The organism is Ruegeria sp. BHSA118, assembly GCF_059613405.1.
Map to the genome: position 1 here is coordinate 59,556 of NZ_JBXWSM010000011.1, position 25,504 is coordinate 85,059.

General features: G+C 57.0%; 21 protein-coding genes. 15 read left to right on the plus strand and 6 right to left on the minus strand.

Annotation, left to right across the window (positions count from 1 at the left end; translation table 11 throughout):
- Positions 1–87: 87 nt before the first annotated feature.
- The 5 genes from AC2FNN_RS05340 (at position 88) to AC2FNN_RS05360 (ending at position 5,581) form a co-directional block, all read left to right on the plus strand.
- Positions 88–1,128, plus strand: a complete 1,041-nt coding sequence (locus AC2FNN_RS05340) for an FHA domain-containing protein (protein WP_496757100.1) — start codon at positions 88–90, stop codon at positions 1,126–1,128.
- Between the two features lie 3 nt (positions 1,129–1,131).
- On the plus strand, positions 1,132–1,914 hold the full coding sequence (locus AC2FNN_RS05345; protein WP_496757102.1) for a PP2C family protein-serine/threonine phosphatase: 783 nt from the start codon (positions 1,132–1,134) through the stop codon (positions 1,912–1,914).
- A gap of 21 nt (positions 1,915–1,935) precedes the next feature.
- A complete protein-coding gene (locus tag AC2FNN_RS05350; RefSeq protein WP_496757103.1) occupies positions 1,936–3,198 on the plus strand; it encodes a substrate-binding periplasmic protein in 1,263 nt (420 codons plus the stop codon).
- Between the two features lie 44 nt (positions 3,199–3,242).
- The gene (locus tag AC2FNN_RS05355) at positions 3,243–4,352 is read left to right on the plus strand and encodes a LysM peptidoglycan-binding domain-containing protein (protein ID WP_496757105.1); all 1,110 of its coding nucleotides are present in this window, start codon (positions 3,243–3,245) and stop codon (positions 4,350–4,352) included.
- Between the two features lie 194 nt (positions 4,353–4,546).
- On the plus strand, positions 4,547–5,581 hold the full coding sequence (locus AC2FNN_RS05360; protein ID WP_496757132.1) for a glycosyltransferase family 2 protein: 1,035 nt from the start codon (positions 4,547–4,549) through the stop codon (positions 5,579–5,581).
- 575 nt (positions 5,582–6,156) lie between these two features.
- Here the strand turns inward: AC2FNN_RS05360 and AC2FNN_RS05365 are convergent.
- The 3 genes from AC2FNN_RS05365 to AC2FNN_RS05375 form a co-directional block, all read right to left on the minus strand.
- Entirely contained in the window at positions 6,157–8,370 is a 2,214-nt protein-coding gene (locus AC2FNN_RS05365; RefSeq protein WP_496757106.1) for an NADP-dependent isocitrate dehydrogenase, read from the minus strand.
- Between the two features lie 315 nt (positions 8,371–8,685).
- Complete coding sequence (locus AC2FNN_RS05370) at positions 8,686–9,744, minus strand: ABC transporter ATP-binding protein (protein WP_496757107.1); 1,059 nt, start codon at positions 9,742–9,744, stop codon at positions 8,686–8,688.
- The gene (locus AC2FNN_RS05375; protein WP_496757109.1) at positions 9,741–10,547 is read right to left on the minus strand and encodes an IclR family transcriptional regulator; all 807 of its coding nucleotides are present in this window, start codon (positions 10,545–10,547) and stop codon (positions 9,741–9,743) included. The genes AC2FNN_RS05370 and AC2FNN_RS05375 overlap by 4 nt, the downstream gene beginning before the upstream one ends.
- 141 nt (positions 10,548–10,688) lie before the next feature.
- Between AC2FNN_RS05375 and AC2FNN_RS05380 the strand changes: the two genes are divergently transcribed.
- The 10 genes from AC2FNN_RS05380 to AC2FNN_RS05425 all read left to right on the plus strand — a co-directional run bounded on the left by AC2FNN_RS05380 (position 10,689) and on the right by AC2FNN_RS05425 (position 21,953).
- Positions 10,689–11,948 (plus strand): ABC transporter substrate-binding protein, encoded by a 1,260-nt coding sequence (locus tag AC2FNN_RS05380; protein ID WP_496757111.1) that lies wholly within the window; start codon positions 10,689–10,691, stop codon positions 11,946–11,948.
- 92 nt (positions 11,949–12,040) lie between these two features.
- Positions 12,041–12,967, plus strand: coding sequence for a carbohydrate ABC transporter permease (locus AC2FNN_RS05385; RefSeq protein WP_480835347.1), 927 nt, complete (start codon positions 12,041–12,043; stop codon positions 12,965–12,967).
- A 1-nt stretch (position 12,968) separates the two neighbouring features.
- Positions 12,969–13,817, plus strand: coding sequence for a carbohydrate ABC transporter permease (locus tag AC2FNN_RS05390; RefSeq protein ID WP_496757113.1), 849 nt, complete (start codon positions 12,969–12,971; stop codon positions 13,815–13,817).
- Entirely contained in the window at positions 13,814–15,154 is a 1,341-nt protein-coding gene (locus AC2FNN_RS05395) for an alpha-glucosidase/alpha-galactosidase (protein ID WP_496757115.1), read from the plus strand. Before AC2FNN_RS05390 ends, AC2FNN_RS05395 begins: the two co-directional genes overlap by 4 nt.
- 58 nt (positions 15,155–15,212) lie before the next feature.
- The gene (locus AC2FNN_RS05400; RefSeq protein ID WP_496757116.1) at positions 15,213–16,919 is read left to right on the plus strand and encodes an IlvD/Edd family dehydratase; all 1,707 of its coding nucleotides are present in this window, start codon (positions 15,213–15,215) and stop codon (positions 16,917–16,919) included.
- A complete protein-coding gene (locus tag AC2FNN_RS05405; protein ID WP_496757118.1) occupies positions 16,919–17,683 on the plus strand; it encodes an SDR family NAD(P)-dependent oxidoreductase in 765 nt (254 codons plus the stop codon). Before AC2FNN_RS05400 ends, AC2FNN_RS05405 begins: the two co-directional genes overlap by 1 nt.
- A 4-nt stretch (positions 17,684–17,687) precedes the next feature.
- Positions 17,688–18,581: a 2-dehydro-3-deoxygalactonokinase gene (locus tag AC2FNN_RS05410; protein WP_496757119.1), complete on the plus strand. Its 894-nt coding sequence runs from the start codon at positions 17,688–17,690 to the stop codon at positions 18,579–18,581.
- A complete protein-coding gene (locus AC2FNN_RS05415; protein ID WP_496757121.1) occupies positions 18,578–19,183 on the plus strand; it encodes a 2-dehydro-3-deoxy-6-phosphogalactonate aldolase in 606 nt (201 codons plus the stop codon). Before AC2FNN_RS05410 ends, AC2FNN_RS05415 begins: the two co-directional genes overlap by 4 nt.
- Positions 19,180–20,040, plus strand: a complete 861-nt coding sequence (locus AC2FNN_RS05420; protein WP_496757122.1) for an SMP-30/gluconolactonase/LRE family protein — start codon at positions 19,180–19,182, stop codon at positions 20,038–20,040. The genes AC2FNN_RS05415 and AC2FNN_RS05420 overlap by 4 nt, the downstream gene beginning before the upstream one ends.
- Positions 20,037–21,953, plus strand: a complete 1,917-nt coding sequence (locus AC2FNN_RS05425; protein ID WP_496757123.1) for a beta-galactosidase — start codon at positions 20,037–20,039, stop codon at positions 21,951–21,953. Before AC2FNN_RS05420 ends, AC2FNN_RS05425 begins: the two co-directional genes overlap by 4 nt.
- Positions 21,954–21,993: 40 nt before the next feature.
- On the opposite strand, the gene AC2FNN_RS05430 is transcribed toward AC2FNN_RS05425, so the two are convergent.
- The 3 genes from AC2FNN_RS05430 to AC2FNN_RS05440 are packed head-to-tail and all read right to left on the minus strand — an operon-like array spanning position 21,994 to position 25,307.
- Positions 21,994–23,265, minus strand: a complete 1,272-nt coding sequence (locus AC2FNN_RS05430; RefSeq protein WP_496757125.1) for an ABC transporter permease — start codon at positions 23,263–23,265, stop codon at positions 21,994–21,996.
- Positions 23,262–24,182 (minus strand): ABC transporter permease, encoded by a 921-nt coding sequence (locus AC2FNN_RS05435; RefSeq protein ID WP_496757126.1) that lies wholly within the window; start codon positions 24,180–24,182, stop codon positions 23,262–23,264. Before AC2FNN_RS05435 ends, AC2FNN_RS05430 begins: the two co-directional genes overlap by 4 nt.
- A 12-nt stretch (positions 24,183–24,194) precedes the next feature.
- The gene (locus AC2FNN_RS05440; RefSeq protein ID WP_496757127.1) at positions 24,195–25,307 is read right to left on the minus strand and encodes an ABC transporter ATP-binding protein; all 1,113 of its coding nucleotides are present in this window, start codon (positions 25,305–25,307) and stop codon (positions 24,195–24,197) included.
- Between the last annotated feature and the right edge of the window lie 197 nt (positions 25,308–25,504).

Sequence of the window (25,504 nt, forward strand, 5' to 3'; positions counted from 1 at the left end):
GATTGAGTGGCCCTGCGCTGACGTGCAGGAAAAATAACAGCTTACGACGCGGATCGTCTGCGTCACCAACTTGAAGGTGTCGACACCATGTTCAAATACAAAAGCCCTCTGAGCCGGCTTCTCGAAGGTGCCGGCAAATCCAAAGAAGAAGACGCTGCCGAGAACACGACCGCGGTGGATGGCGCAGCAAGCGAAGAAGCAAAGCAGGAACCCATTGCGGATTTCAACGCTTTGCGCGCCGCATTGGCCGGTGGAAACATGACATCCGAATCCTATGAGGAAACGGATGAGCTTATCCCCGAAGAAAAGATGCCCGAGTTCGACGAGGCCGAAGCGGAGGCAGTGACCGAACCCGAGGAGTCGATCTTTGCCGAGGACAGTTCGGAAGAAGACGACAACCTGGAAGATAGCGACGCTCTGAAAAACGCTCTGGCGGAAGAGCTTGTCGAAGAACCGGTTGAGGTCGAGCAGGTTGTCACCCTGCATGTGACGGAAACACCCGCTGAAACACCGCCAGAGGAAGCAACGGCCCAGGTGGTGTCGGAACCCAACGAGCCGCAAGTCGTCGAGGTTGAGGTCGCGGAAGCTGCGGTTGCGGAAGCGAAGCAAGTCGAAGACACGGTTGAGCCGGTGATTGAGCAGGTTGAACCAGCCCCTGCCCCGGTCGAGGATCGCCGTTCACGGGTCAAGACGACATTTCTGGGATTTGAGCGCGCCGACACGCATGTTCAGGACCTGATCGAATCCTCCGAACCCGTAGCAAAAGCAGAAGCAGCGCAAGAGACATTCCCGGTGGGCTGGCTGGTTGTAACAGCCGGTCCGGGACGAGGTTCAAGCATTACGCTGACCGAAGGCCTGATGCAAATCGGGCGCAACGATGACCAGGCCATTCAGTTGGATTTCGGCGATACCGGCATTTCGCGCTCGAACCATGCAGTCATCGCCTATGACCCCGAAGACCGGAAGTGCTATCTGGGCCATGGCGGCAAGGCCAATCTTGTACGTCTGAACGGCAAACCCGTTCTCAGCACCGTGGCCCTGTCCAGCGGAGACCTGATCCGCATCAGCGAAACCTCGATCCGGTTCATGGCCTTCTGCGACGACGGCTTTGATTGGCGGGATTCCTGATTGATGCTGGCAACTCCGGCATATGATGTTGCGCTGATCCTGAACCAGGGTCAGCGGGAAACGCAGGAAGACGCGATTGCGGCCCGCATGTTTGACGCGTCGGACGCGGGTTATGTTGTGATTGCAGACGGCATGGGTGGCCATGAGGCGGGTGAAATAGCTTCGGAAATGGTAGTGGCCGCATGGCGCGACGCGCTGGACGCGGAGCTTGAGGCAGAAACCCTCAACGAAGGATCCGCGATAGATGCGCTTCCGTTGGCGGCCATGCAAGCCAATGCCGCGATCGCCAATTATACCGAGGCCAGGGGTCATGGCTTCAACATGGGATCGACCATGTTGGGTGTCCTTCTTCTGGGGCGGCGTGTGTTCTGGATTTCGATCGGCGACAGCCCTCTTTACCTGTTTCGGGACGGAGCGTTGAAGCAGGTCAACGAAGACCACTCGATGGCACCCGTGATTGCGTCGAAAGTGGCTTCGGGCGAGATCACAGAAGCGGAAGCCCGGGAAATGGACCGCAATCAATTGACGTCCGTGGTTACGGGCGGGGCCATTCCCAAAGTGGATTGTCCGGAAGATCCATTGATCGTGTCGCCTGCCGATGTCCTGATCCTTGGAAGTGATGGGTTGCAGTACATCAGCGACGCCGAAATTCAGGACATTCTGCGGGATCACCAACAGGGGCTGGCACAAGACATTGCCGAAGCATTGCTGAGGGCCGTGCAGGCCAAGGGTGACCCGGATCAGGACAATCTTTCTATCGCAGTGGCGAAACTTACAAGAACCTAAACAGGCAAAGCAACAGGACCCATGAAAAAGCACTTACTCATATCAAGCCTTGCCCTTGCTGCCGCCACGGGCGCGGCATCTGCGCAAGAGGCGTGTTCAAGCTATGAAATTCAACGCGGCGATAGCTTACGGGAATTGGCAATCGAAGTGTATGCGACCGAAGACTTTCGCATCATTTTCGACGCGAACCGGGATGTTATCGGTTCCAACCCCAATATCATCCGCGTCGGCGACGTTCTGGAACTGCCCTGTCTGGAAGATGTCGGGCGTGCTCCGGCGCCGGCTGACACCGAGGCAGAGCGGCTGGCCGCCGAAATGGCGGCAGAGCTGGTAAAAGCCGCAGAAGAACGCGCCGAGAAAGCCGTGGCCGAAGCGGAAGCCCGCGTTGCCGCAGCGGAAGCCGAGGCAAAGAACGCGAGTGAAGAGGCGGTCGTTGCAGCACGCGCTGCTGCCAAGGAAGAGATCGAAGCCGCCCGTGCCGAAGCTGCTGCTTTGATCCGGAATGCCGGAACAGGTGAACGGCCCGAAATCCGGGACCGTCAATTGCTGTTGATCACTGGCGGTAACTACGCTCCGTTCACCGATGAATCTCTGCCCAATCGGGGGCTCTATACCCATCTGGTTGAGACAGCGATGTTTCGTGCCGCTCCTGAACAGGCCTACAAGATTCAGTTCGTGAATGACTGGTCTTCGCATCTGGACTTGTTGATGCCGACACTCGCATTTGACGCCACCTTCCCCTGGTCGCGCCCCAATTGCGAAGAGGCCGTTGCACTGTCGGAAGCTGATCGCAATCGGTGCGAGACCTACAATTTCTCAAACCCGTTCTACGAGGTCGTGGATACGTTCTTCGCACGGGAAGGTTCCGGCTATGAGGAGACATTGACCTATGCCGACTTTGCCGGTGCAACGATCTGCCGGCCGGAGGGTTGGTCCCTGTCACACATGGACGCGGTAAGCCTGTACGAGCCGGTCATCAAACTTCTGCGCCCAACGTCACCGGATGATTGCTTTCACGCTCTGATGGAAGGCACCGCAGATATCGTCGCCATCGAGGCACATCTGGCAGCCGAGGCAATAGAACGGCTTGGGTACAAGCACCGAATTATCGAAAACCCCAACCTTGCGGCCATCAAGTCGCTTAACGTTATGACCCACAAAGATAATCCTGATGGGGAAGCGATACTTGAGACGCTGAATCAGGGTCTGGCAATCATGCAGCAATCCGGCGAATGGCGCGACATCGTGTCAACCGCCCTGCGTCATCAAATGGAAAATGGATAAGGCCCCGATCTGGCCTGACAAACTAAAGTCTGGAGGAAGTGGACATGTTTAACGAGAAGATGAAAAAGGTAGCGCTTTCAGCAACTGCTATTACCGCTCTGAGCGCAGGTGCCGCTGCGGCGCAGGAAGCTTGTACCAATTATACCGTCCAAGACGGCGACACCATGGCGACCATTGCAATCGCAGCCTACGGCACGTCGAACTATCAGCCGATCTTCAACGCGAACCGGAACGAAATTACGAACCCCAACGCTCTGGAGCCAGGTCTGGTTCTGGCCCTTCCCTGTGAAGACGGCAGCCTGCCCAATGGTCAGAGCGCGCAGGAAATCATCGCAGCTGAAGAACAACGTGCGGCCAGCGTCAAACGTTCGAGCGTCTACCAGCCGCCGATCAAGCTGGTGACCGGCAATGGCTGGGCACCTTTCGCCGATGAATCGCTGAACGGCGGCGGAGCAATCACCCGTTTGGGCACCACGGCTTTGCAGCGTGGCGGAAACGCGCGCGACTATTCCGTAAGCTTCGTGGATGATTGGAACTCGCACCTGGAAACTCTTCTGCCTCTTGGCGCCTTTGACGTGTCCATGGCGTGGAACATGCCTGATTGCACCAACCGCACCTACGAATGGTCCTGGGAAACCGAGGTGCGCTGCACACAGTTCGATTCATCTGTTCCGGTCTACGACATTGTCGTCGGTTTCTACACCATTCCGGAAAGCCCGTTTGCCAATGCAACAACCTTTGAAGAGCTGAAGGGCGCCACCATCTGCCGTATGGATGGCTGGTTCATCCATGACCTGGAACAGGAAGGTCTGCACAACGGTGAAACCATGACGCTGATGCAGCCGATCACCGCACGTGAATGCCTTGACGCGGTCCTGACCGGCACCGCAGATGTTGCAACCTTTGAAGTTCAGCTGTTTTCAGACACAATGGTTGAAATGGGACTGAACCAGAACGACCTGGTTGAGAACCCATACGTCACCTCGCTGTCTTCGCTGCGCTTTATCAGCCACCGCAGCAATCCGTTCGGCAAGCAATACCTGGCGATGCTGAACAAAGGCCTGAACGAGATGCGCGAAACCGGGGAATGGTATGCGATCGTCTCTGACACACTGCGCGAGCACAATGAAAAACTGATGGCAGCTTCGAACTGATCCCTCGGTTCAGCTGAAACTATGGGGCCGGTTCTTCGATCGGCCCCTTTTTTGTCAGCGTCAAACACGAGGTTTTTCAGAATGACAAATTTTGGCCTCTTATCTGCTTCATAACAGCCTCAAATGCGCAGCACCTTCTAACCCCAAGCACGATCATCATTCAATTGATGCCAATGAAAGAGCGTGATTTGCATATGATACAGGGCGCCTTCGATATTCAGAAAAACTCACCGTCGTCCGCGACCAGATCGGATTTGGACGTTGCAGTGATCTTGCCCTGCTACAACGAGGCTGTCGCCATAGGCGAAACCGTTCGGCAATTCCGCGCGGCTCTGCCCGACGCGACGATCTACGTATATGACAACAATTCCACCGACGACTCGGTCAAGGTCGCGCTTGAGGCAGGCGCCCTGGTCTATTCCGAAACTTACCAGGGCAAAGGCAATGTGGTCCGTCGAATGTTTGCCGACGTTGATGCGGATGTCTACGTTATGGCTGACGGGGATGCGACCTATGACAGCACGGCGGCGCCGGAATTGATCGACCTGCTCGTTTCGCAGAACCTGGATATGGTCAATGGCGCCCGGGTGAATGAAGAAACCGAAGCCTATCGGCGCGGTCACAAATTTGGCAACGCGCTGTTCAGTTGGCTTGTGAAATTCTTCTTCAACAGCAAAATCAACGACCTGCTTTCGGGTTACCGCGTTTTCAGCAGGCGCTTTGTCAAAAGCTTCCCAGCGGTATCAAACGGGTTCGAGATTGAAACAGAGCTGACAGTTCATGCAATGCAGATGCGCATGCCAATCGGTGAGGTTCAAACAAGATACTCGTCACGCCTGCCAGATTCGAACTCCAAGCTGGCAACTTTTTCCGACGGGTGGCGAATTCTCAAAATGATCGGCTTGTTGATCAAGGATGAAAAGCCCGTTGCGTTTTTCCTGTCTTTGGCCGTGATGATTTTCTTGCCTTCGCTCTTTGTGTTTGTGTCCGTATTCCGGGAATTTTTGGAAACGGGGCTTGTTGATAGAATTCCGTCTGTTGTCGTCGCAGTATCCGGTTTTGTTGCGACAATGCTGTCCATCGTCTGTGCTTTGATTCTGGAATCTCTGGCTCTTGCCCGGAGGGAAGCACGTCGTCTGTCATATTTGCAGCACAAAGGTGTAGCTGCGTCAGGCGTTGACCAAATCAAGCCATCGCTTGTCGAGGCTGAAACCCGGCGATTTGGCTGATTAAAACCACCCCCCAGTTCCCTGCCAGGCAAATGGGCGGCCTGTTCGTGCGTAAGCGCCTGAATACGCTGGCTTGTTCGAGAATTTAGTGAACCGAATACGCAAATGGCCAGCACCCCAAATGCTGGCCATTTTTCTGAGTGAGTGATATAGCCCTCAGGCCTCACCAGTGAAATTCTTTGTCCCCAAATACCTAACGCGGACTGAAATCCAGCGCTATTGGGGGAATCCCGTAAATCTTGAATTTTTTCCAAGGATCAGGATGTTTCGATCCTTGCTAATCGCGCTGTTCGCAGTCACAGGAAAGCGAACAATATTTGTGCCCGGCGAGTGGACGGCCAAGCGCTGAAATCCGATGTGATGCGCGGGTTTCTCCCGGACACACATTGCGCAAGTCGTTCATATAACCTGACAAGGTTGGTTTTAATGGCGCAACCACGGCAAGCTACAGATCGTCAGGCGCAAGGCTCGGGGCGGGTCTTTCGGCAATCCCGCGTTCCATGAAAAGGACCGCGCAAAGGCGGTCCCTCCGTGTTTTTATGTCGGACGAAACTCGTCCGCCTGTTCGAAGGTGATCAGCCGATGATTGCGTTCAGCGTAGCGCTGGGGCGCATCACAGCGGCGGTGTTGGCCGGGTCAGTGTGATAGTATCCGCCCAAATCCACCGCCGGTCCTTGGGCTGCGGCCAGTTCCGACAAGATCTGCTCTTCTTTGTCTGCGAGCTCTTTTGCAAGTGGTGCCATTTCAGCTGCCAGATCGGCATCGTCAGATTGGGCAGCCAAGGCTTCGGCCCAGTAGCGCGCGAACCAGTAGTGGCTGTCGCGGTTGTCCGGTTCGCCGACTTTTCGACTTGGCGACCGGTTGTTGTCCAGAATGCCCTGAGTTGCAGCCTCTGCCGCTGCGCCAAGAACACCTGCCTTCGCGTTTCCTTTGGCGTCGGCCAGGAAGTTCAGGGATTCCCCAAGCGCGCAGAATTCACCCATCGAATCCCAGCGCAGGTGATTTTCCTCGACCAGTTGCTGCACGTGTTTCGGTGCCGAGCCCCCTGCCCCGGTTTCGAACAGGCCGCCGCCATTCATCAGCTTGACGATCGACAGCATCTTGGCCGAGGTGCCCAGTTCGAGGATCGGGAACAGGTCGGTCAGATAGTCACGCAGCACGTTGCCGGTGATGGCGATGCTGTCCTTTCCGGCGGTGATGGTTTCCAGCGACTGGCGTGTTGCCTCGCGCGGGGCCATGATCTGGAACTTGTCGGCCACGCCCGCAGCCTCGAGTGCCGGTTCGATGTATTTGATCAGTTCTGCGTCATGGGCGCGGTTCGCGTCCAGCCAAAAGATCGCCTCGGATCCGGTCAGGCGCTGACGGTCCATCGCCAACTGGATCCAGTTCTCGATCGGCGCCTTCTTGACGGTGCAGGCCCGCCAGATGTCGCCCTTTTCGACCTTGTGCGAATGCAGGGTCTCGCCATTGGCCAGAACGATGCGGATCGTACCGTCGGCGGGTGCCTCGAAGGTGGTCGGGTGGCTGCCGTATTCTTCGGCTTTCTGCGCCATAAGACCAACGTTTGCGACCGCACCGGCAGTGGCCGGATTCAATGCACCGTTGGCTTTGAAGAACTTGATGCTTTCATCATAAACAGTTGCATAGCACCGGTCGGGGATGACGCAATTTGTATCACCCTTGGCACCGGTCTCATCCCAACCCTTGCCGCCCGCGCGGATCACCGCTGGCATCGAAGCATCAATGATCACGTCGGAAGGAACATGCAGGTTAGTGATGCCCTTGTCACTATCCACCATATACATGGATGGACGATCAGCCTTGATCGCGTTTATTGCGGCGACGATCTCGGCATTGTTTTGAACCCGCTCAAGCAAATCGCCAAGACCCGAGTTCGGATTCACACCCAGCGCATCCAGACCCGCAGCGAATTTTTCGAAAACCGGCGCCAACCAGGCCTTGACCGCATAGCCAAAGATGATCGGGTCCGAGACCTTCATCATCGTGGCTTTCAGGTGCAACGAGAACATCGTGCCGTCTTTCTTGGTGTCCTCGATGGCCTCTGCAAGGAAGGATGACAGTGCTTTGACCGACATGAAGGTCGCATCAGCCACGGTGCCTTCTTCCAGCGGCCACGCGTCCTTCAGGACAGTCACACTGCCGTCTTTGCCGACAAACTCGATCCTTGCATCGCCTGCCTGGGCAGCGGTGATGGTGCCCGACTTCTCGTTGGCGTAAAAATCGTTGCCCGACATGGACGTGACTTTGGTTTTGCTGTCCGAGGTCCATTCGCCCATGGAATGCGGGTTGTTGCGGGCATAGTTTTTGACAGCCCGTGCCGCGCGGCGGTCACTGTTACCTTCACGCAGAACCGGGTTCACGGCCGATCCTTTGATGGCATCATAACGCGCACGGATCGCCTTTTCTACGTCGGTCGAAGGTTCTTCGGGATAGGCCGGGATATCATAGCCTTGCGACTGCAACTCTTCGATGGCGGCCACCAGTTGCGGAACAGATGCCGAGATGTTCGGCAGCTTGATCACATTGGCGTCCGGGGTTTTTACCAGTTCACCCAATGCCGCCAGATCGTCCGAGACACGCTGCTCATCCGTCAGGTTTTCGGGGAAGGCTGCCAGAATGCGCCCGGCCAGTGAAATGTCCTTGGTGCCCACGCTGACGCCAGCAGCCGAAGCGAACTTGCGAATGATGGGCAGGAACGAGGCGCTGGCCAGTTCGGGCGCTTCGTCTACAATGGTATACAATATGTCGAAGTTCGATTTATCTGCCATATTCTTTTACCTTTTTAAGCCTTTCGGGGCGTGCGATCCAAGAGTTGAAGCCACTTCAGCGTGGCGCGGTAGGGGCGCGATCACGATACCGCCCCTGGGTGACTCTGTTTTGACAGGGCCTCCCTTAAATCACGTTGCGCTGGGAATCAATCATCTGTGCCCGCGCGTTTTGCCACGGGCCGGGCGTGGATAGCCTTTGATGTTATCAGCTCAACGTTCCCCGCCTGTCTTTGGCGTTTCCCTTCTGGTCACGCCACATGTTTTCCATGAAGCTGCACGGCTGATCCCACGAAGTTCTTCGGGTTGAGGCGAAGATTACCGAAATCTCTGCCCTGTCTCGGGATCAAATACCATGGCACGGACAGGTTGAATGGATATGCCAATACGGTCGCCGGTTCTGCTGCGCTGGTCATCCCGCTCTTCCACAATCAGTTTGTCACCATTTGGCGTCAGCAAATACGAGTAGGAAACACCCCCAAGCGCTTCGGTCAGGTCCACAGTGCAGGTGTCCGCAGACCGGTCGATGTGAATATGTTCAGGGCGCATCCCCAACGTCACCTTGTCCGTTCCGGCAGGAACAGTTGCCGAAACCGGCAATGGCTGGCCCAAAGCGGGATGGGTGACGTGACCGTCGGCATAATCGCAATCAAGAAAGTTCATCGCGGGCGAACCGATGAAACCAGCAACAAAACGGTTGTCGGGATCACGGTACAGATCCATCGGGGCGCCGACCTGTTCGATCCGGCCATCACGCAGCACCACAATCTTGTCGGCCATCGTCATGGCTTCGACCTGATCATGGGTCACATAGATCATGGTTGCACCGATTTCCTGATGCAGACGCGCGATTTCGACGCGCATCTCGACACGCAATTCGGCGTCCAGGTTGGACAGGGGTTCGTCGAACAGAAAAACCTCGGGCCCGCGTACAATGGCCCGCCCGATCGCAACCCTTTGCCGTTGCCCCCCGGACAGGGCCTTGGGTTTGCGCTTGAGATAGGGATCAAGCTTCAGAATGCTCGAAGCCTCCTGCACCTTCTGGTCGATCTCGGCTTTTGGGACACCGTTCATGCGCAGGCCAAATCCCATGTTTTCCGCCACTGACATGTGCGGGTAAAGCGCATAAGTCTGAAACACCATCGCCACGCCGCGCTTGGCTGGATCCATATGTGTCACCTCGCGCGATCCAATGTGAATCTCACCTTCTGAGGTTTCTTCCAGCCCTGCAATCATCCGCAACAACGTGGATTTTCCGCACCCTGAAGGCCCAACAAAAACGCAGAACTCGCCATCTTCGATTTGCAGATCGATCCCATGAATGACCTGAGTCTGACCGTACCGTTTGATTGCCCGATTCAGAGTTACACCTGTCATGTCATCAGCATCCTGTCGTTTTTGGAACTTTGGCCTGTTTCGGGAAACCGCCAGGCTTGTGCCTCGGTTCCAATTTGTTCGGCCACACGCCGCAAGCGCGGCACCCAGGCTTCGAGTTGATCGAAATCCATTCGTTCGGTGGACCCGGTTATCGATATCGCGCCAAGCATCCGACCGTTCGACGTCAGAACTGGGCAGGCGATGCAAATGATGCCCGGCTCGTGCTCTTCATCATCGATGGCAAATCCCCGGCTGCGAATTCTGTCAAGATCAGCCCGCAACATCTTTTCGGATGTCAGCGTTTTGTCGGTGAAGCGGTGATAGCTTTGTTGCGACACCGCCCTGCTCAACGCATCTTCGTCCAAGAATGCCAGCATCGCCTTGCCGACCCCCGTGCAATAGGCCGGGCCGACTTTTCCAGCCTGAGAGTACATCTCGATTGGTTGTGCGGCGTTGCGTTTGTCGACGTAAAGAACCTGACTGGAATCAAGCTGCGCCAGATGCACGGTCTCACCGGTTTCTTGGCTGAGGGCATCCAGAAAAGGCCGCGCTATCGGGGCCAATGAGCTTTGCGTCCATGCCGCATGGGCCAACCGAACCAGCCGCATCCCGGGCGCATAGGTCTGCCTGTCGCGGTCATATGACAGCATTCCCTGGTTGGTCAGAGATTGCAGAAATCGATACAGGGTTGCCTTTGGAAAATCGCTGCTTTCCAAAAGTTCAGCGAATCGAACGGGGCGCTCGAACGATGCCACGTGATCCAGCACATCACATGCTTTGCCTATAGTTCCGTCACCTGACACGGGCCATCATTCTCCTCCGATTATCCCTCGCCATCCTCACGAGGGTCTTGACAACAGTAACCGAGTCGATGTGTAGTTTTCAATATATAAAACAAGGTTTCACTATTTGGAACTTTGTGTGAGAGTAACAGGGAGGAAACCATGTATTCAACTTTCAAGCGCACGACGGCTGCGCTGGCGCTTGGTGTCGCGTTGGCGGCACCGGCCGCAGCGGAACTCACCGGAGAGCTGCGAATCTTTCTGGACACATCGAACCCGGCGCCACGCGCGACGATGGAAGCGATGATCGAGCGGTTCGGGGCACAGCATCCGGGGTTGGAAATCGAAACAACCGTCATCGACCGCGAAGCCTATAAAACGCAGATCCGGAATTTCCTGACGGCCGACACCCCGGACGTGGCCACGTGGTACGCGGCCAATCGTATGAAACCATATGTCGAGGCGGGTCTGTTCGAGGATGTTTCAGATTTGTGGGCCGAGCCCGAGATCGCCGACAACCTCTCTTCGACCAAGGGCGCGTTGACAATCGACGGCAAGCAATGGGGCGTGCCCTATACCTACTATCAGTGGGGTGTCTACTATCGCAAAGACATCTTTGACGAGCTTGGCCTGAGCGAGCCGACCACATGGGAAGAGGAACTGGCAAACTGCCAGAAGATCGTCGACTCGGGTCGGGCTTGCTACACGATCGGCACCAAGTTCCTTTGGACCGCTGGTGGCTGGTTTGACTACTTGAACATGCGCACAAACGGCTTTGATTTTCATCAGCAATTGGCCAATGGCGAAGTCAGCTGGGAAGACGACCGGGTCAAGCAGACCTTCGCCAACTGGAAACAGTTGATCGACATGGGCGCCTTCATCGACAATCACCAGACATACAGTTGGCAGGAAGCCCTGCCCTTCATGGTCAATGGTGAGGCGGCGGCCTATCTGATGGGCAACTTCGCAGTGGCACCGTTGCGCGATGCCGGCCTGACAGATGACCAGCTGGATTTCTACCAGTTCGTCGCGATCAATCCCGATGTTGAGCTGGCCGAAGACGCCCCGACCGACACGTTCCACATCCCGGCAAATGCTTCGAACAAGGAAGCTGCGCGCGAATTCCTGCGTTTTGTGGTCTCTGCTGACGAACAGACCGAAATCAACAACGGCGCGAATCTTGGTCAATTGCCGGTCAACGCGCAATCCGCCGTGGGTGACGACAAGTTCCTGCAACAGGGTTTTGAAATGCTTTCGTCCAACAGCCCCGGTGGGGTGGCCCAATTCTGGGACCGCGACGCACCTGCGGAAATGGCCAAAGTGTCCATGGAAGGTTTCCAGGAATTCATGGTCAAACCCGACAACATGGACCGGATACTGGCCAAACTCGAACGCGCGCGCGCGCGCATTTACGATAACTGACCAGGCAAGGGTCGGGCTAAAGCCCGACCCACGCTCCCTTGAATCGCAGGGCGGGTTCCGACCCGCCTTGCTCCAACAGACCCGAGTTTCCCATGACAGTTGCAGCCGACGCCTCGGAACAGGAAAGCTGGTTCCATCGCAACCAACAACGCATCGCACCCTGGCTGTTTCTGGCCCCCGGGATGCTGTTCTTTTTGGTCTATGTGATTATCCCAGTATTCCAGTCCTTCAATCTGTCACTTTACGAGTGGGACGGCCTGGGCGCTGCGGAATACGTCGGCTTTCGCAACTACGAAGACCTCTATTGGGAATGGGTAGACCGGGATGCTTTCTACATCTCGATGAAGAACAATCTGATCTGGCTGATCCTGTACCTGGCAGCGATTCCTGCGGGTTTGTTCATCGCCCTTTTCCTGAATCAGACGGTTTGGGGCATTCGCCTTTATAAGTCCCTGTTTTTCTTTCCTTTCGTGATCTCTCAGGTCGTGGTGGGGCTGGTGTTCACCTGGTTCTACGATCCGACCTTCGGGTTGCTGAATGAATTTCTCGGCCTTTTCGGCCTTGGCCCGCTGAACGTGCTTGGCGATGAGCGTTTTGTGACCTACGGCATCATCTTCGCCGGCCTCTGGCCACAGACCGCCTATTGTATGATCCTGTACCTCACCGGCCTGAACGCTGTGGACCCGGAACAGATCGAGGCTGGACGCTTGGACGGGGCCAAGGGTTGGAAGATGCTTTGGCACATCATCATTCCACAGTTGCGGCCCGCAACCTTTATCGCGTTTGTCGTGACCATCATCGGCGCATTGCGGTCTTTCGACCTGATCTCGATCATGACACAAGGCGGGCCCTTCGGATCCTCCCGCGTGCTGGCCTATTACATGTTCGAGGTCGCCCTGTCCGAATATGGCTTCCGCATGGGTTATGGCGCGGCCATCGCCGTGATCCTTTTCCTAATCATGTTGTGCTTCATCGCCTACTTCCTGTGGTCGATGTACCGTGAAGAGAAGGGGCGCTGAGATGTTTCCCAAACCCATCGAAAAACAACCCCGCGCGGCACAGATCACGTATCAAGCCATGCTTCCAGTGGCCCTTCTGTTGTGGCTGGGTCCTCTACTGGCGGTTGCTCTTTTCTCGGTAAAACCCGCTGCTGACTTCACCAACGCGAATTACTGGGGGATGCCGACCAGCTTTGAGGGCGCCTTCAACTATGGGCAGGTGTTCTTTAATTCGGACATGCCGCGATACCTGCTGAATTCATTCATGATCACCGTCCCTACCGTGATCGGAGCGGTGGCCCTCAGCTGCATGACCGGCTTCGCGCTTGGCATCTACAAGTTCAAGTCGAACCTCTGGATCTTTTTCATGTTCGTGGCCGGGAACTTCGTGCCCTTCCAGATCCTGATGGTGCCGGTGCGCGACCTGACCCTGCAACTTGGGCTCTACAACACCAAGACCGGGCTGGTCCTGTTCCACATCGCATTTCAGACCGGGTTCTGCACCCTGTTCATGCGCAACTTCATCCGCGCCCTGCCCTTTGAACTGATCGAGGCCGCCCGGGTCGAGGGCATAAGCGAATGGCGCATCTTCTGGTACGTGGTCCTGCCCCTGATGAAGCCCGCGATCGCTGCGCTCAGCGTTCTGATCTTCACCTTCATCTGGAACGACTATTTCTGGGCCGTTGTCCTGACACAAGGCGCGGAAAGCCAGCCTGTAACTGCCGGCATCACCAGTTTCAATGCCCAATTCCGCGCCGCTTATCAATTGATGAGCGCGGGCTCCATCGTGGCGGCTCTGCCACCGGTGGCCATGTTCTTCCTGATGCAGAAACACTTCATTGCGGGTTTAACCCTCGGAGCTGTGAAATGACCAAAATTACCTTTGTCGGTGCCGGGTCCACAATTTTCATGCAGAACATCGTTGGGGATTCTCTGTTGACCCCTGCGCTGGCCGACAGTCACTTTGCGCTTATGGATATCGATCCCGAGCGCCTTGCGGAAAGCGAAGCTGTTGCGCGCTCCATGATCCGCTCGGTCGGGGCCGGGGCGACCGTCTCGACCCATACCGACCGCCGCGCGGCGCTGGACGGGGCCGATTTCGTCATCACCGCCTTTCAGGTGGGGGGATACAAGCCCTGCACAATCACCGATTTCGAGATCCCCAAGCAGTATGGCTTGCGTCAAACCATCGCTGACACGCTGGGCGTCGGAGGAATCATGCGAGGCCTGCGCACGGTTCCGGTGCTTTGGGATGTCGCTGGGGACATGATGCAACTTTGTCCGAACGCGACATTGCTGCAATACGTAAATCCGATGGCCATCAACACCTGGGCATTGGCCGAACGCTTCCCTTCCCTGAAACATGTGGGCCTTTGCCACTCAGTTCAAAATACGGTCGAGGAACTGGCCCACGATCTGGATCTGCCAAAGGATGAGTTCCGCTACAAAGTCGCGGGCGTCAATCATGTCGCATTCTTTCTGAAACTGGAACATCAGGGCCGCGACCTGTATCCGACACTGCGCCAGGGCTATCATGCGGGGAAATTCCCCAAGGCGCCGCTGCTGATGCCGCGCTGCCCCAACAAGGTGCGGTACGAGGTGATGGATCACCTGGGCTATTTCTGCACAGAAAGCTCGGAACACCTGGCCGAATACGTGCCGTGGTTCATCAAGGACGGGCGGCAGGACCTGATCGAGGAATTCTCGATCCCGCTGGACGAATACCCCGCCCGCTGCGTCGAGCAGGTCGAGATGTGGAAGAAACAGGCCAAGACCCTGACCGACGGGCGCAATATCGATGTCACGCGCAGCCACGAATTCGCCGCCGACCTGATGAACGCGATCGCAACGAACACGCCCTACATGGTCTATGGCAGCCTGCCCAATACCGGCCAGATCCCGCAACTTCCCCTAGGCGCAGCGGTCGAAACCCCCTGCCTGGTCGACAGCAACGGCGTGCAGCCTTCTGTCGTGACCGACATTCCGCCGCAGTTGATTGCCCTGATGCGCACGCAGATTAACGTGCAGGAACTGACTGTTCGGGCCCTGACAGAAAAGAACCCCGAAAATATCTATCACGCCGCGATGATGGATCCGCACACCGCCGCCGAACTGGACCTGCGCCAGATCCGCAACCTTGTCACTGATCTGCTGACAGCCCATAACGATTGGCTGCCCGACTGGTGCCGCCCGGCCCGCGCCGCCTGATCTTCATCTTTTCACAAATACTCAGATCCAACTTCAGCCAAGAAAAACAAAGCCAGACATGACAAAACGCCGCTCACAGCATTGGTATGGAAAACTCGACAAGGATGGCTTCATCCACCGGTCGTGGATGAAAAACCAGGGCTTTCCCGACCACGCTTTTGACGGACGACCCATAATTGGCATCTGTAACACCTGGTCGGAACTGACCCCCTGCAACTCGGGCCTGCGCGACCTGGCCGAGGGCGTAAAACGCGGCGTGTGGGAGGCGGGCGGCTTTCCGGTCGAATTCCCCGTCATGTCGCTGGGCGAAACCCAGATGAAACCCACCGCGATGCTGTTCCGCAACCTGCTGGCCATGGATGTCGAAGAATCGATCCGCGCCTATGGTATTGACGGAGTCGTTTTGCTGGGCGGCTGCGATAAGACCACGCCGGGGCAACTGATGGGGGCCGCTTCAGTCGATCTGCCTTCGATCGTCGTCAGTTCAGGCCCGATGCTGAACGGTAAATACCGCGGGCAGGATATCGGATCCGGCACCGATGTCTGGAAGTTTTCCGAGGCCGTTCGGGCCGGCGAAATGACCTTGCAGGATTTCATGAACGCTGAATCCGGCATGTCGCGCAGCGCTGGTGTTTGCATGACCATGGGCACCGCGTCCACCATGGCGTCGCTGGTCGAAGCGATGGGCATGAGCCTGCCCACCAACGCCGCGCTTCCGGCGGTCGACGCCCGCCGCATGGCGCTGGCGCACATGACCGGCCGGCGCATCGTCGAGATGGTGGACGAAGACCTCAAACCCTCGGACATCCTGACCAAAGAGGCGTTTGAGAACGCCATCCTCGCCAATGCGGCCGTAGGAGGCTCGACCAATGCGGTGGTTCACCTGCTGGCGCTGGCGGGACGTGTCGGGGTTGACTTGACACTGAAGGACTTTGAAATCGGATCCGAAATCCCGCTGCTGGTCAACTGCATGCCGTCGGGCAAATACCTGATGGAAGACTTCTGCTACGCAGGCGGTGTGCCGGTCGTGTTGCACGAACTCAAACCGTTCCTGCGCCCGGCAAAGACGGTTCTGAACAAGGATATCTCAGCACATTACGAAGGGGCCGAGTGTTTCAACTCGGACGTCATCCGTCCCTTCGATGATCCTGTAAAGCCCGCTGCGGGCCTGCGAGTCCTGCGCGGCAACCTTGCGCCGAATGGGGCAATCGTCAAGCCTTCGGCGGCCACTGACGCGCTTCTTGAAACCGAGGGCGAGGCTTTCGTGTTCGACAACATCGAAGACCTGAAGGCCAATATCGACCGTGAAGACCTGCCAGTCACGGCCAAGAGCATTCTGGTGCTCAAAGGGTGTGGCCCCAAGGGGTATCCGGGCATGCCCGAGGTCGGCAACATGCCGATTCCGGCGAAATTGGTGAAAGAGGGTGTGCGGGACATGATCCGGATCTCGGATGCCCGCATGTCGGGAACGGCATATGGCACCGTCATTTTGCATGTCAGCCCCGAGGCACAGGCAGGTGGCACGCTGGCTCTGGTCAGAACCGGAGACCGCATCCGTGTTTCAGCCAGCAGCGGCGAACTGGAACTGCTTGTGGACGAAAACGAACTGGACGCCCGTCGCGCCGCGTGGCAACCGGATGATCCGCACTACACTCGCGGCTATGCAAAACTTTACATTGACCACGTATTGCAAGCAGATCAGGGGGCGGATCTGGATTTCCTTGTTGGCAAAGACGCCCGCCTCGTGACCAGAGAGAGCCACTGATGACCCAACCAGCTACATTCCACGATCTGAACGGGGCCTCCGTCTATATCACCGGTGGCGGTTCGGGCGTTGGTGCGGCGCTGACAGATGGATTCATGGCACAGGGGGCCAATGTGGCCTTCATTGGTCGGTCGGATGCCAGCGGGTTTGTCGATGAGATGCGCGACAAGCACGGCCGCGCGCCGCTGTTCCTGCAAGGCGACATGACGGATACCGAACTGCTGCACGCGACGATGGCCAAAGCTGCCGGGGCTCATGGCCCTTTGAACGTCTTGGTAAACAATGCAGCCAACGACCAACGTCATACGCTTGAGGAAACCACGACGGAATTCTGGGACTGGATGATCGAGGTGAACCTGAAAGCCTATTATTTCGCGTGTCAGGAAGCCGCCCGGCAAATGAAAGATGGCGGGGCAATCATCAATTTCAGCTCGATCAGTTACATGATGGGCAATGCTGGCTATCCGATCTATACGACCTCGAATGCCGGGATTACGGGGATGACACGGTCATTGGCACGAGAACTGGGGCCCAGGAAAATCCGGGTAAACGCTCTGGCCCCCGGCTGGGTTCTGACGCAAAAACAGTTGGATAAATGGGCCACGCCCGAGGATCTGGCGGCGCATTTGGACCGGCAATGTCTGAAAGAGCACCTGAAGCCCGAGGATATGGTAGCACCAACACTTTTTCTGGCGTCCAGGGCCAGCCATGCGATGACCGGGCAATGTATGGCTGTTGATGGCGGCGTCGTGGTTTCGGGATGATGTTATGAATACTGAATGGATCGCCGTCGACTGGGGAACATCTCATTTACGGGCCTGGGCCATGCAGGGTTCGACTGCGCTGGACCATGCGCAATCCGATAAGGGCATGGCGCATGTCGGACCTGACGGGTTCCAAGCCGCCCTGCTGGACTTGATCGAAAACTGGTTGCCCGGCACGCCGGTGGATGTGGTCGCTTGCGGAATGGTCGGCGCACGACAGGGCTGGGTGGAAGCCCCTTATTCGACCGTGCCGTCGGACCCCTTGCCGGGTGTCCCGATCCGCGTTCCCGGATCAGACCCGCGCATCCGGGCCTTTGTCATACCCGGCCTGAAGCAGACAACCCCGCCGGATGTGATGCGGGGTGAGGAAACTCAGATTGCCGGATTTCTGGGCGCGCGCCAGAATTGGGACGGCGTCATCTGCCTGCCCGGAACCCACACGAAATGGGTTCAGGTAAGCGCTGGCGAGGTTGTAAGCTTTCGTACCTTCATGACGGGTGAGTTGTTCGACCTGCTATGTGGTCAGTCCGTGCTGCGGCACTCTGTAGGGCCGGGCTGGGACGAAGACGCCTTCGCCGAGGCGGTTGCGGATACGTTGTCAAAGCCCGAACAATTGGCTGCGCGTCTTTTTAACCTGCGAGCGGCGGACTTGCTGCAAGGTCTGGCCAAAGCCACCGCACGCGCGCGCCTTTCAGGATTGTTGATCGGGGCCGAACTGGCCGCAACACGGCCCTATTGGCTGGGGCAGCAACTGGCCGTTATCGGAGCAGAAGGCGTGTCGCAGACATATGCAACAGCCCTGCAACGGCAAGGCGCATTCGTGGAAACCGCGAACGCCACCAAGGCAACTCTGGCCGGGCTTGCGCTGGCTCGAAACATGACAAGGCAAACCGCATGAGCCGTCCCATCATCGCCATATTGCGTGGCTTGCAACCACACGAAGCCAAAGCCGTTGGCCGCGCCATTATCGATGCCGGCATCGACCGGATCGAAGTGCCGCTCAATTCTCCGGATCCGCTGGACAGTATCGGCACTTTGGTTGATGCGTTTGGAAATCAGGCCCTGATCGGCGCGGGCACTGTTTTGACAGTCGATCAGGTGGACGCTGTGTCGGCCGCCGGAGGCAAGTTGGTCGTATCGCCCAACTATGAGCCCGAGGTCATCAAGCGTTCAGTCGCGTTGGGTCTGCAAAGCTGGCCGGGGGTTTACACCCCAACCGAAGCTTTTGCGGCCCTCAAGGCCGGTGCCACCGGGTTGAAGCTGTTCCCGGGGGTGATGGCTGGTCCGGCGGGTTTGGCCGCGCTACGCCCGGTTTTGCCCAAAGGCTCGCTTGTTTTTGCCGTTGGCGGAGCCGGACCCGATAATTTCGGGCAATGGATCAAAGCGGGCGCAGATGGCTTTGGGATAGGATCTGCACTTTACAAACCCGGAATGGATGTCGCCGAAATCACCGAGCGCGCCCGGCATATCGTAACGGCCTATGACGAGGTCGCCGGATGAGCACCATCTTTGACGACCGCCCCTGCGAATTGGGCGAAGGCCCGTTGTGGCATCCTGAAAGGCGTCAGCTTTTCTGGTTCGATATCATCGGCAAACGTCTGATGACCCGCGAGCGGGGCGCGCCAAAAAGCTGGTGCTTCGATGAACATGTCTCGGCCGCGGGCTGGGTGGACCGCGATATGCTTCTTGTAGCGTCGGAAACGGGGCTGTGGCGTTTCGATTTGCAATCCGGAAAGCGGAAATTGATCACGCCTCTGGAAGCGGACAACCCCGTCACCCGTTCAAACGATGGCCGCGCCGATCCCTGGGGCGGGTTTTGGATCGGAACAATGGGCAAGCAGGCGGAACCCGGGGCAGGATCGATCTATCGCTTCTGGAAAGGTGAGTTGAGACGAATGGTTCCGGAAGTAACAATTTCCAACGCGATCTGTTTTGCCCCCGATCGTTCGGTGGCCTATTTCTGCGACACCGCAACGAAACAAGTCAGACGCTGGCGTCTGAACACCGAAACCGGGTGGCCAGAAGGCGACAGCACAGTTTTTCTGGATTTGCGCAAAGAAGGTCTGAACCCGGACGGTGCGGTCATTGATGCCCAAGGGAATATCTGGATTGCTCAATGGGGTGCCGGCCGGGTTGCGACATACGCGGCCGACGGCACATTTCTGAAGGCCGTTGCATTTGACGCATCTCATACGTCATGCCCCGCTTTCGGGGGCGATGAACTGAATACGCTTTTCTGCACAACGGCCCGTCAGGGATTGAGCGCAGAAGCAATAGAAAGCCAACCGACCAACGGCATGACCTTTGCCGCGCGAAATGCAGGTCAGGGTCAGGCAGAACACAAGGTCATCTTATGAAGCCGGAACTGGGCGTTTGTTATTATCCTGAACATTGGCCAGAGGCGATGTGGGCAGACGATGCCGCGCAAATGGTCGAAACAGGCCTGACATGGGTGCGCATTGGCGAGTTCGCGTGGAGCCGCATCGAGCCGCAATCCGGCGTTTTTCAATTCGAATGGCTGGATCGCGCCCTTGAGACACTCGGTGCAGCCGGGTTGAAGGTCGTGCTGGGCACGCCATCAGCAACGCCGCCGCGCTGGATGCTGGACAAACACCCGGACATGCTGGCCGCTGATGAAAACGGCAACCCGCGCAAGTTCGGATCCCGGCGGCATTACTGCTTTAGCCATCAAGGCTATATCGACGAATCTACCCGCATCGCACGCATATTGGGTGAACGGTACGGTAGGAACCCGCATGTGGTCGTGTGGCAGATTGACAATGAATATGGGTGTCACGACACTACTCTCAGCTACAGCGCAGCTGCCCAACAGGCTTTTCGCCAATGGCTGGCCGAACGGTACGGAACAATTGAAACGCTGAACCAGGCGTGGGGCAATGTGTTCTGGTCGATGGAATATCGCAACTTCAGCGAAATCGACCTGCCCAATCAAACCGTGACCGAGCCGAACCCGGCTCATGTACTGGCATTCCGGCGCTTCAGTTCGGATCAGGTCGCGGCCTTCAACAAAGCACAGGTGGATACGCTGCGCCCGTTGACCGATGCGCCGCTTTTGCACAATTACATGGGCCGTATTCTGGACTTCGACCATTTCAAGGTTGGCGCGGATCTGGATATCGCCACCTGGGACAGTTATCCGATCGGTTTTCTATCGGACCGGCTGGAAGCCGACGACGCGCACAAGACCGCCTATCTGCAACAGGGCGATCCGGACATGCAGGCGTTTCACCATGATCTCTACCGGGCAGTCGGGCGCGGCCGTTGGTGGGTGATGGAACAACAACCCGGCCCGGTGAATTGGGCACCGTATAATCCGGCGCCGCTGCCCGGAATGGTGCGGCTTTGGTCATTGGAAGCCGTGGCTCATGGTGCCGAGGTGGTGAGTTATTTCCGATGGCGGCAAGCCCCGTTTGCGCAAGAGCAAATGCATGCCGGCATGCTGACATCGAACAATCACCCTGCTGCTGCACTGGCAGAGGCCCGCCAGACCGCAGATGACCTGAACACGTTGGGTGCGGTGCAACAGATACAGGCCAAAGTGGCCATTTTGTTCGATTACGCCTCGGACTGGGCGTGGTCAACACAACCACAAGGCGCGGGATTTGACTATTTCCGATTGGTATTTTCGGCATATCGCGCGCTTCGACGGGCCGGTCTGTCGGTAGATTTTGTTTCGGCCGAGGACATTCCCGCCGGCTACTCGGTGATCCTTGCGCCTGGTTTGGCCACAATGGATCCTGATTTGGAACAACGTCTGGCAGAGAGATGCGATCTTGCCATTCTCGGGCCGCGCAGTGGCGCGATCACCCGTGATTTTCAAATTCCTGAAAAGGGCAGACCCGGTCTGAGCAGGATGGATTGCGATGTTGATTTGGTCGAAACTCTACCGCCCACGGTTGAACGCACGGTCCAGGGTGGCGGCGCGGCGCGGCATTGGATCGACCGATTGTCAGGAACGGCCAAAGACCTGCTGAGTTTTGAGGATGGAACATCTGCTCTCAAGGCAGGGGACGGAATTTGGTACTTGGCTGGCTTCCCGGATGCAGACCTTTGGGACCGCGTGATAGCCATGGCGGCGGAAGAAGCCGATTTGACATTGCGCACGATGCCGCAAGGCCTGCGACTGCGCGAGACGGCCAATCATGACTTCCTGATCAACTACAACGCAGAACCGGTGGATTGGAACGGGCTCACCGTCGAAGGCTGTAACGTCAAAATCTTGAAACGCAATCCGCCCGAACAGACCTGAGGTCAGTCCGGGCGGATGCCGAGGTTACGAACCTGCGCCGCTATTCGTCGTTTTGCAGGCTATTGGGGTCAAACACCCCACCGAAACCACTGTTGTTGGACGGAGCGTTTTCGGATTCAGGCCCACCATCTGCGCCTTCGCTTTCCTCTCCCCCTAAAGAGTTCGGAGCGAAAACATTGCCGAAGCCGCTGTTGTTCGTCGGTTTCGGGGTGGATTGCGCACCGCCCTGTTCCGCTTCTTCAGCTTCGCGTTGCTTGCGGCGTTCTTCACGCTGTTTACGCAACTCCTGAATTCGCTGTTCCGCCTCCAGCTGCTTCTGCTCGCGAATATCGGCTATACACTGCGCCGGATTGTAGGTGGCCGCAGTGCCGACAACTGTGATCGTTGCGACGGCAAATACAACCAACAGAACCGCTGCCATGTTGCCGGAAAAGAAGCTGGGCAGTTTGATCTTGCCGGCCAGTTCCTCAACCGTTGCGTTTTTACGCGCCGCGGCCACCAGTTCCTGACGCTTCAGTTTGGCTTCGTTCAGCAGAGCGAAGAACACCGTCAGCGCCACGATGATGAAGGCCAGCGCCGAGATCGCGGGTGTGATGCCATACCGGACCTTTTGGGCCAGTTCGATCGTCAACGTCGGGTATTCACCGAAGGTAAAGGTGGTGGTGTTGTAGTTTTCGAACGATGCGAGGAACGCCAACACCGCTGCCGATGCAATCGCCGGGCGCATGAACGGCAACAGGATCTTGCGGAAGGCCTGGGCGTGGCTGGCCCCAAGGTCCAGTGCTGCCTCGGTTAGGGCGACATCATAACGCTGCAACCGCGCCACCAACACCAGCATGCAGTAGCTTGCGATAAAGGTTGATTGGCCGATCACCGTCAGAAAAATGCCATTCGACAGGAAGCTGTCCGCTCCCAGTCCCAGCATCCGGTTGATACGATCCCAGAACACCAGCGTCGAGATGCCCAGAACAACACCCGGGATCAGGATCGGAGCGATAATGATCGTATAGTAAGTCGCCCGCAGCTTTGGCCAGATCTGGGTCAGCATCAGTGCACCCGCCAGACCCATGGCCACTGACAGGATGACCGTGCCGATCCCGATTATCAGTGAGTTCTTGATACCGTTCAGGATTCGCTGATCCTGAAACAACTCACCAAACCACTGGAAGGTCAGGCATTCCCACGGGCTCATCCGTGGGAAGCCGGACGAGTTGAACGCGGTGATCGACATGATCACCAGCGGGCCCAGCAGATACAGGAAGAAGATCGCCAGATAGACCCAGATGCTTATGCGGAGAAAGGAATTGTTCATTTCCCGATATCCCCCATGTTCACTTTGAACAGGCGCATCATGGCCAGCACGAACAGGATACAGGTCACGAGCAGGACGATCGCATAAGCAGCCCCTTGCGGCCAGTCGTTGTTATCGTTGAACTGCTGATAGATCAGCTGTGTGAACCACAGCGACGACGGCCCACCCAGGATTTGCGGTGCCGCCAGCGCGCCCGCAGACAGCATGAACACCATCGTACAGCCCGAACTGATCCCTGGTTTGGCATAAGGAATGACCACACGCCAGTGTATCCGCCACCATGGCGCGCCAAGGTCGCGCGCTGCTTCGATCTGATTTTTGTCCAAGCTTTCTATGACGTTATACATTGGGAAGATCATCAGCAGAATATAGGCATAGCCCAACCCGGCATAGAGCGCGATATCGTTCCGGATGAAGTCGAACGGCGTATCCCAGACTCCCAATCCCACGAACAGCGTGTTCAGAACACCGGTTTCACCGAAGATAATGCGCAACGCAAAGGCGCGCAGGATTTCGTTGATCCAGTAAGGGATGATCAGCATGATCGCAAAGATGCGGATATGGCTGCCTTCGGACTGCCCCAGATAGTAGGCGATCGGATAGCAGATGATCAGGTTGAAAATCGTGACGCAAACGGCCGCCACGAGAGTGCGGAAGAACACCCGCAAGTCAACCGTGTTGTAATCCTGACTGCCACCTTCGGGGCCGTATATCAGGTACTTGTAGTTCTCCAGCGTATAGACGTCCTTCGGCCCGCCAATTTCTGGTGGGGGCAGGTTTGGACGGAACGAGAAATCCAGCATCGACAGCTGCGGCAGGATGATAAGGCCGATGGTCCAGAACAGAACCAGACCCAAAATTCCCAACCCCATACCGGTGCCGTTGCGATTGAAGAAGTCTTTCAAGAATTGGGGCATGAACTGTTCCCCTTATTCCGCAGCCAGCTCACCCGCGGGAACGACGACGGCATTATGCGTCTCGTATTCCAGCGTGATGTTCTGCCCAGTGTGGTCCTCGAAGGACTGCCCATGGTTGGGGATCGAGACCTTGATTTCCTTTCCGCCTTCGCCTTCGGTGAAGATGTTGAAGACGTTGCCTTCGAACTCTTCATGATTGACCCGGGCGGTGACGAAGTGATCGCCCGTTGCGCCATCAGGGGCAATTGCAAAGGCCTCGGGACGGATGAACATCATCGCGTCATCACCTTCTTTCATCTTGCCCTGATTGGCCGTCGAAATCCTTGCCACCAGATCCCCCGAACGGTTGGTCGAGATCAAAGCTTCATTGCCCATCACTTGCTTGATTTTACCGCGGAACACATTGTTTTCGCCAACGAATGAAGCCGCAAAAGCCGTGTTGGGATCGTTGTAAATCGTCTTCCCGTCGGCGATTTGATCAATCACACCGGCGCGCATGACGGCGATATTGTCCGACATGGTCAGCGCTTCACCCTGATCGTGCGTGATGTAGATGAAGGTAATGCCCACACGCTGCTGAATTTCACGCAACTCGGTCCGCATGTGCTGGCGCAGCTTCAGGTCAAGTGCCGACAGGGGCTCATCCAGCAACAGCACGTCCGGTTCGGCGCACAGAGCACGGGCAATAGCAACACGCTGACGTTGACCACCTGACAGTTCACTTGGCAGTTTGTCCCCCTGCCCCGGTAACGCAATCATGTCCAGAAGCTCATCGGCGCGCCTGCGGCGTTCGGCAGCACTGGCCCCCTTGATTTCCATGGAAAACGTGATGTTTTCCCAGACCTTCATCAGCGGGAACAATGCGAGGTTCTGAAAGATCAGCGCGGTTGGACGCTTGTTAGGCCCGATACCGCGCATATTGTTGCCACCAATCAGGACGTTGCCTTCGCTTGGTTCAAGAAAGCCGGATACTGCCCTCAGAATGGTTGTTTTTCCGCAGCCCGATGGCCCGAGGAACGAAAAGAAATCGCCCCCGTTGATGTTGACGTTTGCATCGCGCACGGCGACGAAGTCACCGAAACGGATCCACAGGTTTTCCAGATCGACTCCGACCCCTGCACTCATTTTTGGTTTCTCCCTGAGGTGCGTGTTCTCACCACACAGTATTAGTGTCCGTCACGCCGGGACGGCGCGCAGATGGGTGCCCCCCGCAAAAAGCGGAGGGCGAAGATTCGGAACGCTTAGGCGCTCTTGAACTTGTTGACGAACTCGGTCCGGGTTTCTGCGTACCAGGGCGCTTCTGCCGGCCACGGGTTGAGGTT

Excerpts from the sequence above, each read along its gene's own strand:
- AC2FNN_RS05340 (WP_496757100.1), top strand. The coding sequence starts at position 88 with ATGTTCAAATACAAAAGCCCTCTGAGCCGGCTTCTCGAAGGTGCCGGC.
- AC2FNN_RS05345 (WP_496757102.1), top strand. The coding sequence starts at position 1,132 with ATGCTGGCAACTCCGGCATATGATGTTGCGCTGATCCTGAACCAGGGT.
- AC2FNN_RS05350 (WP_496757103.1), top strand. The coding sequence starts at position 1,936 with ATGAAAAAGCACTTACTCATATCAAGCCTTGCCCTTGCTGCCGCCACG.
- AC2FNN_RS05355 (WP_496757105.1), top strand. The coding sequence starts at position 3,243 with ATGTTTAACGAGAAGATGAAAAAGGTAGCGCTTTCAGCAACTGCTATT.
- AC2FNN_RS05360 (WP_496757132.1), top strand. The coding sequence starts at position 4,547 with ATGATACAGGGCGCCTTCGATATTCAGAAAAACTCACCGTCGTCCGCG.
- AC2FNN_RS05365 (WP_496757106.1), bottom strand. The coding sequence starts at position 8,370 with ATGGCAGATAAATCGAACTTCGACATATTGTATACCATTGTAGACGAA.
- AC2FNN_RS05370 (WP_496757107.1), bottom strand. The coding sequence starts at position 9,744 with ATGACAGGTGTAACTCTGAATCGGGCAATCAAACGGTACGGTCAGACT.
- AC2FNN_RS05380 (WP_496757111.1), top strand. The coding sequence starts at position 10,689 with ATGTATTCAACTTTCAAGCGCACGACGGCTGCGCTGGCGCTTGGTGTC.
- AC2FNN_RS05385 (WP_480835347.1), top strand. The coding sequence starts at position 12,041 with ATGACAGTTGCAGCCGACGCCTCGGAACAGGAAAGCTGGTTCCATCGC.
- AC2FNN_RS05390 (WP_496757113.1), top strand. The coding sequence starts at position 12,969 with ATGTTTCCCAAACCCATCGAAAAACAACCCCGCGCGGCACAGATCACG.
- AC2FNN_RS05395 (WP_496757115.1), top strand. The coding sequence starts at position 13,814 with ATGACCAAAATTACCTTTGTCGGTGCCGGGTCCACAATTTTCATGCAG.
- AC2FNN_RS05400 (WP_496757116.1), top strand. The coding sequence starts at position 15,213 with ATGACAAAACGCCGCTCACAGCATTGGTATGGAAAACTCGACAAGGAT.
- AC2FNN_RS05405 (WP_496757118.1), top strand. The coding sequence starts at position 16,919 with ATGACCCAACCAGCTACATTCCACGATCTGAACGGGGCCTCCGTCTAT.
- AC2FNN_RS05410 (WP_496757119.1), top strand. The coding sequence starts at position 17,688 with ATGAATACTGAATGGATCGCCGTCGACTGGGGAACATCTCATTTACGG.
- AC2FNN_RS05415 (WP_496757121.1), top strand. The coding sequence starts at position 18,578 with ATGAGCCGTCCCATCATCGCCATATTGCGTGGCTTGCAACCACACGAA.
- AC2FNN_RS05420 (WP_496757122.1), top strand. The coding sequence starts at position 19,180 with ATGAGCACCATCTTTGACGACCGCCCCTGCGAATTGGGCGAAGGCCCG.
- AC2FNN_RS05425 (WP_496757123.1), top strand. The coding sequence starts at position 20,037 with ATGAAGCCGGAACTGGGCGTTTGTTATTATCCTGAACATTGGCCAGAG.
- AC2FNN_RS05430 (WP_496757125.1), bottom strand. The coding sequence starts at position 23,265 with ATGAACAATTCCTTTCTCCGCATAAGCATCTGGGTCTATCTGGCGATC.
- AC2FNN_RS05435 (WP_496757126.1), bottom strand. The coding sequence starts at position 24,182 with ATGCCCCAATTCTTGAAAGACTTCTTCAATCGCAACGGCACCGGTATG.
- AC2FNN_RS05440 (WP_496757127.1), bottom strand. The coding sequence starts at position 25,307 with ATGAGTGCAGGGGTCGGAGTCGATCTGGAAAACCTGTGGATCCGTTTC.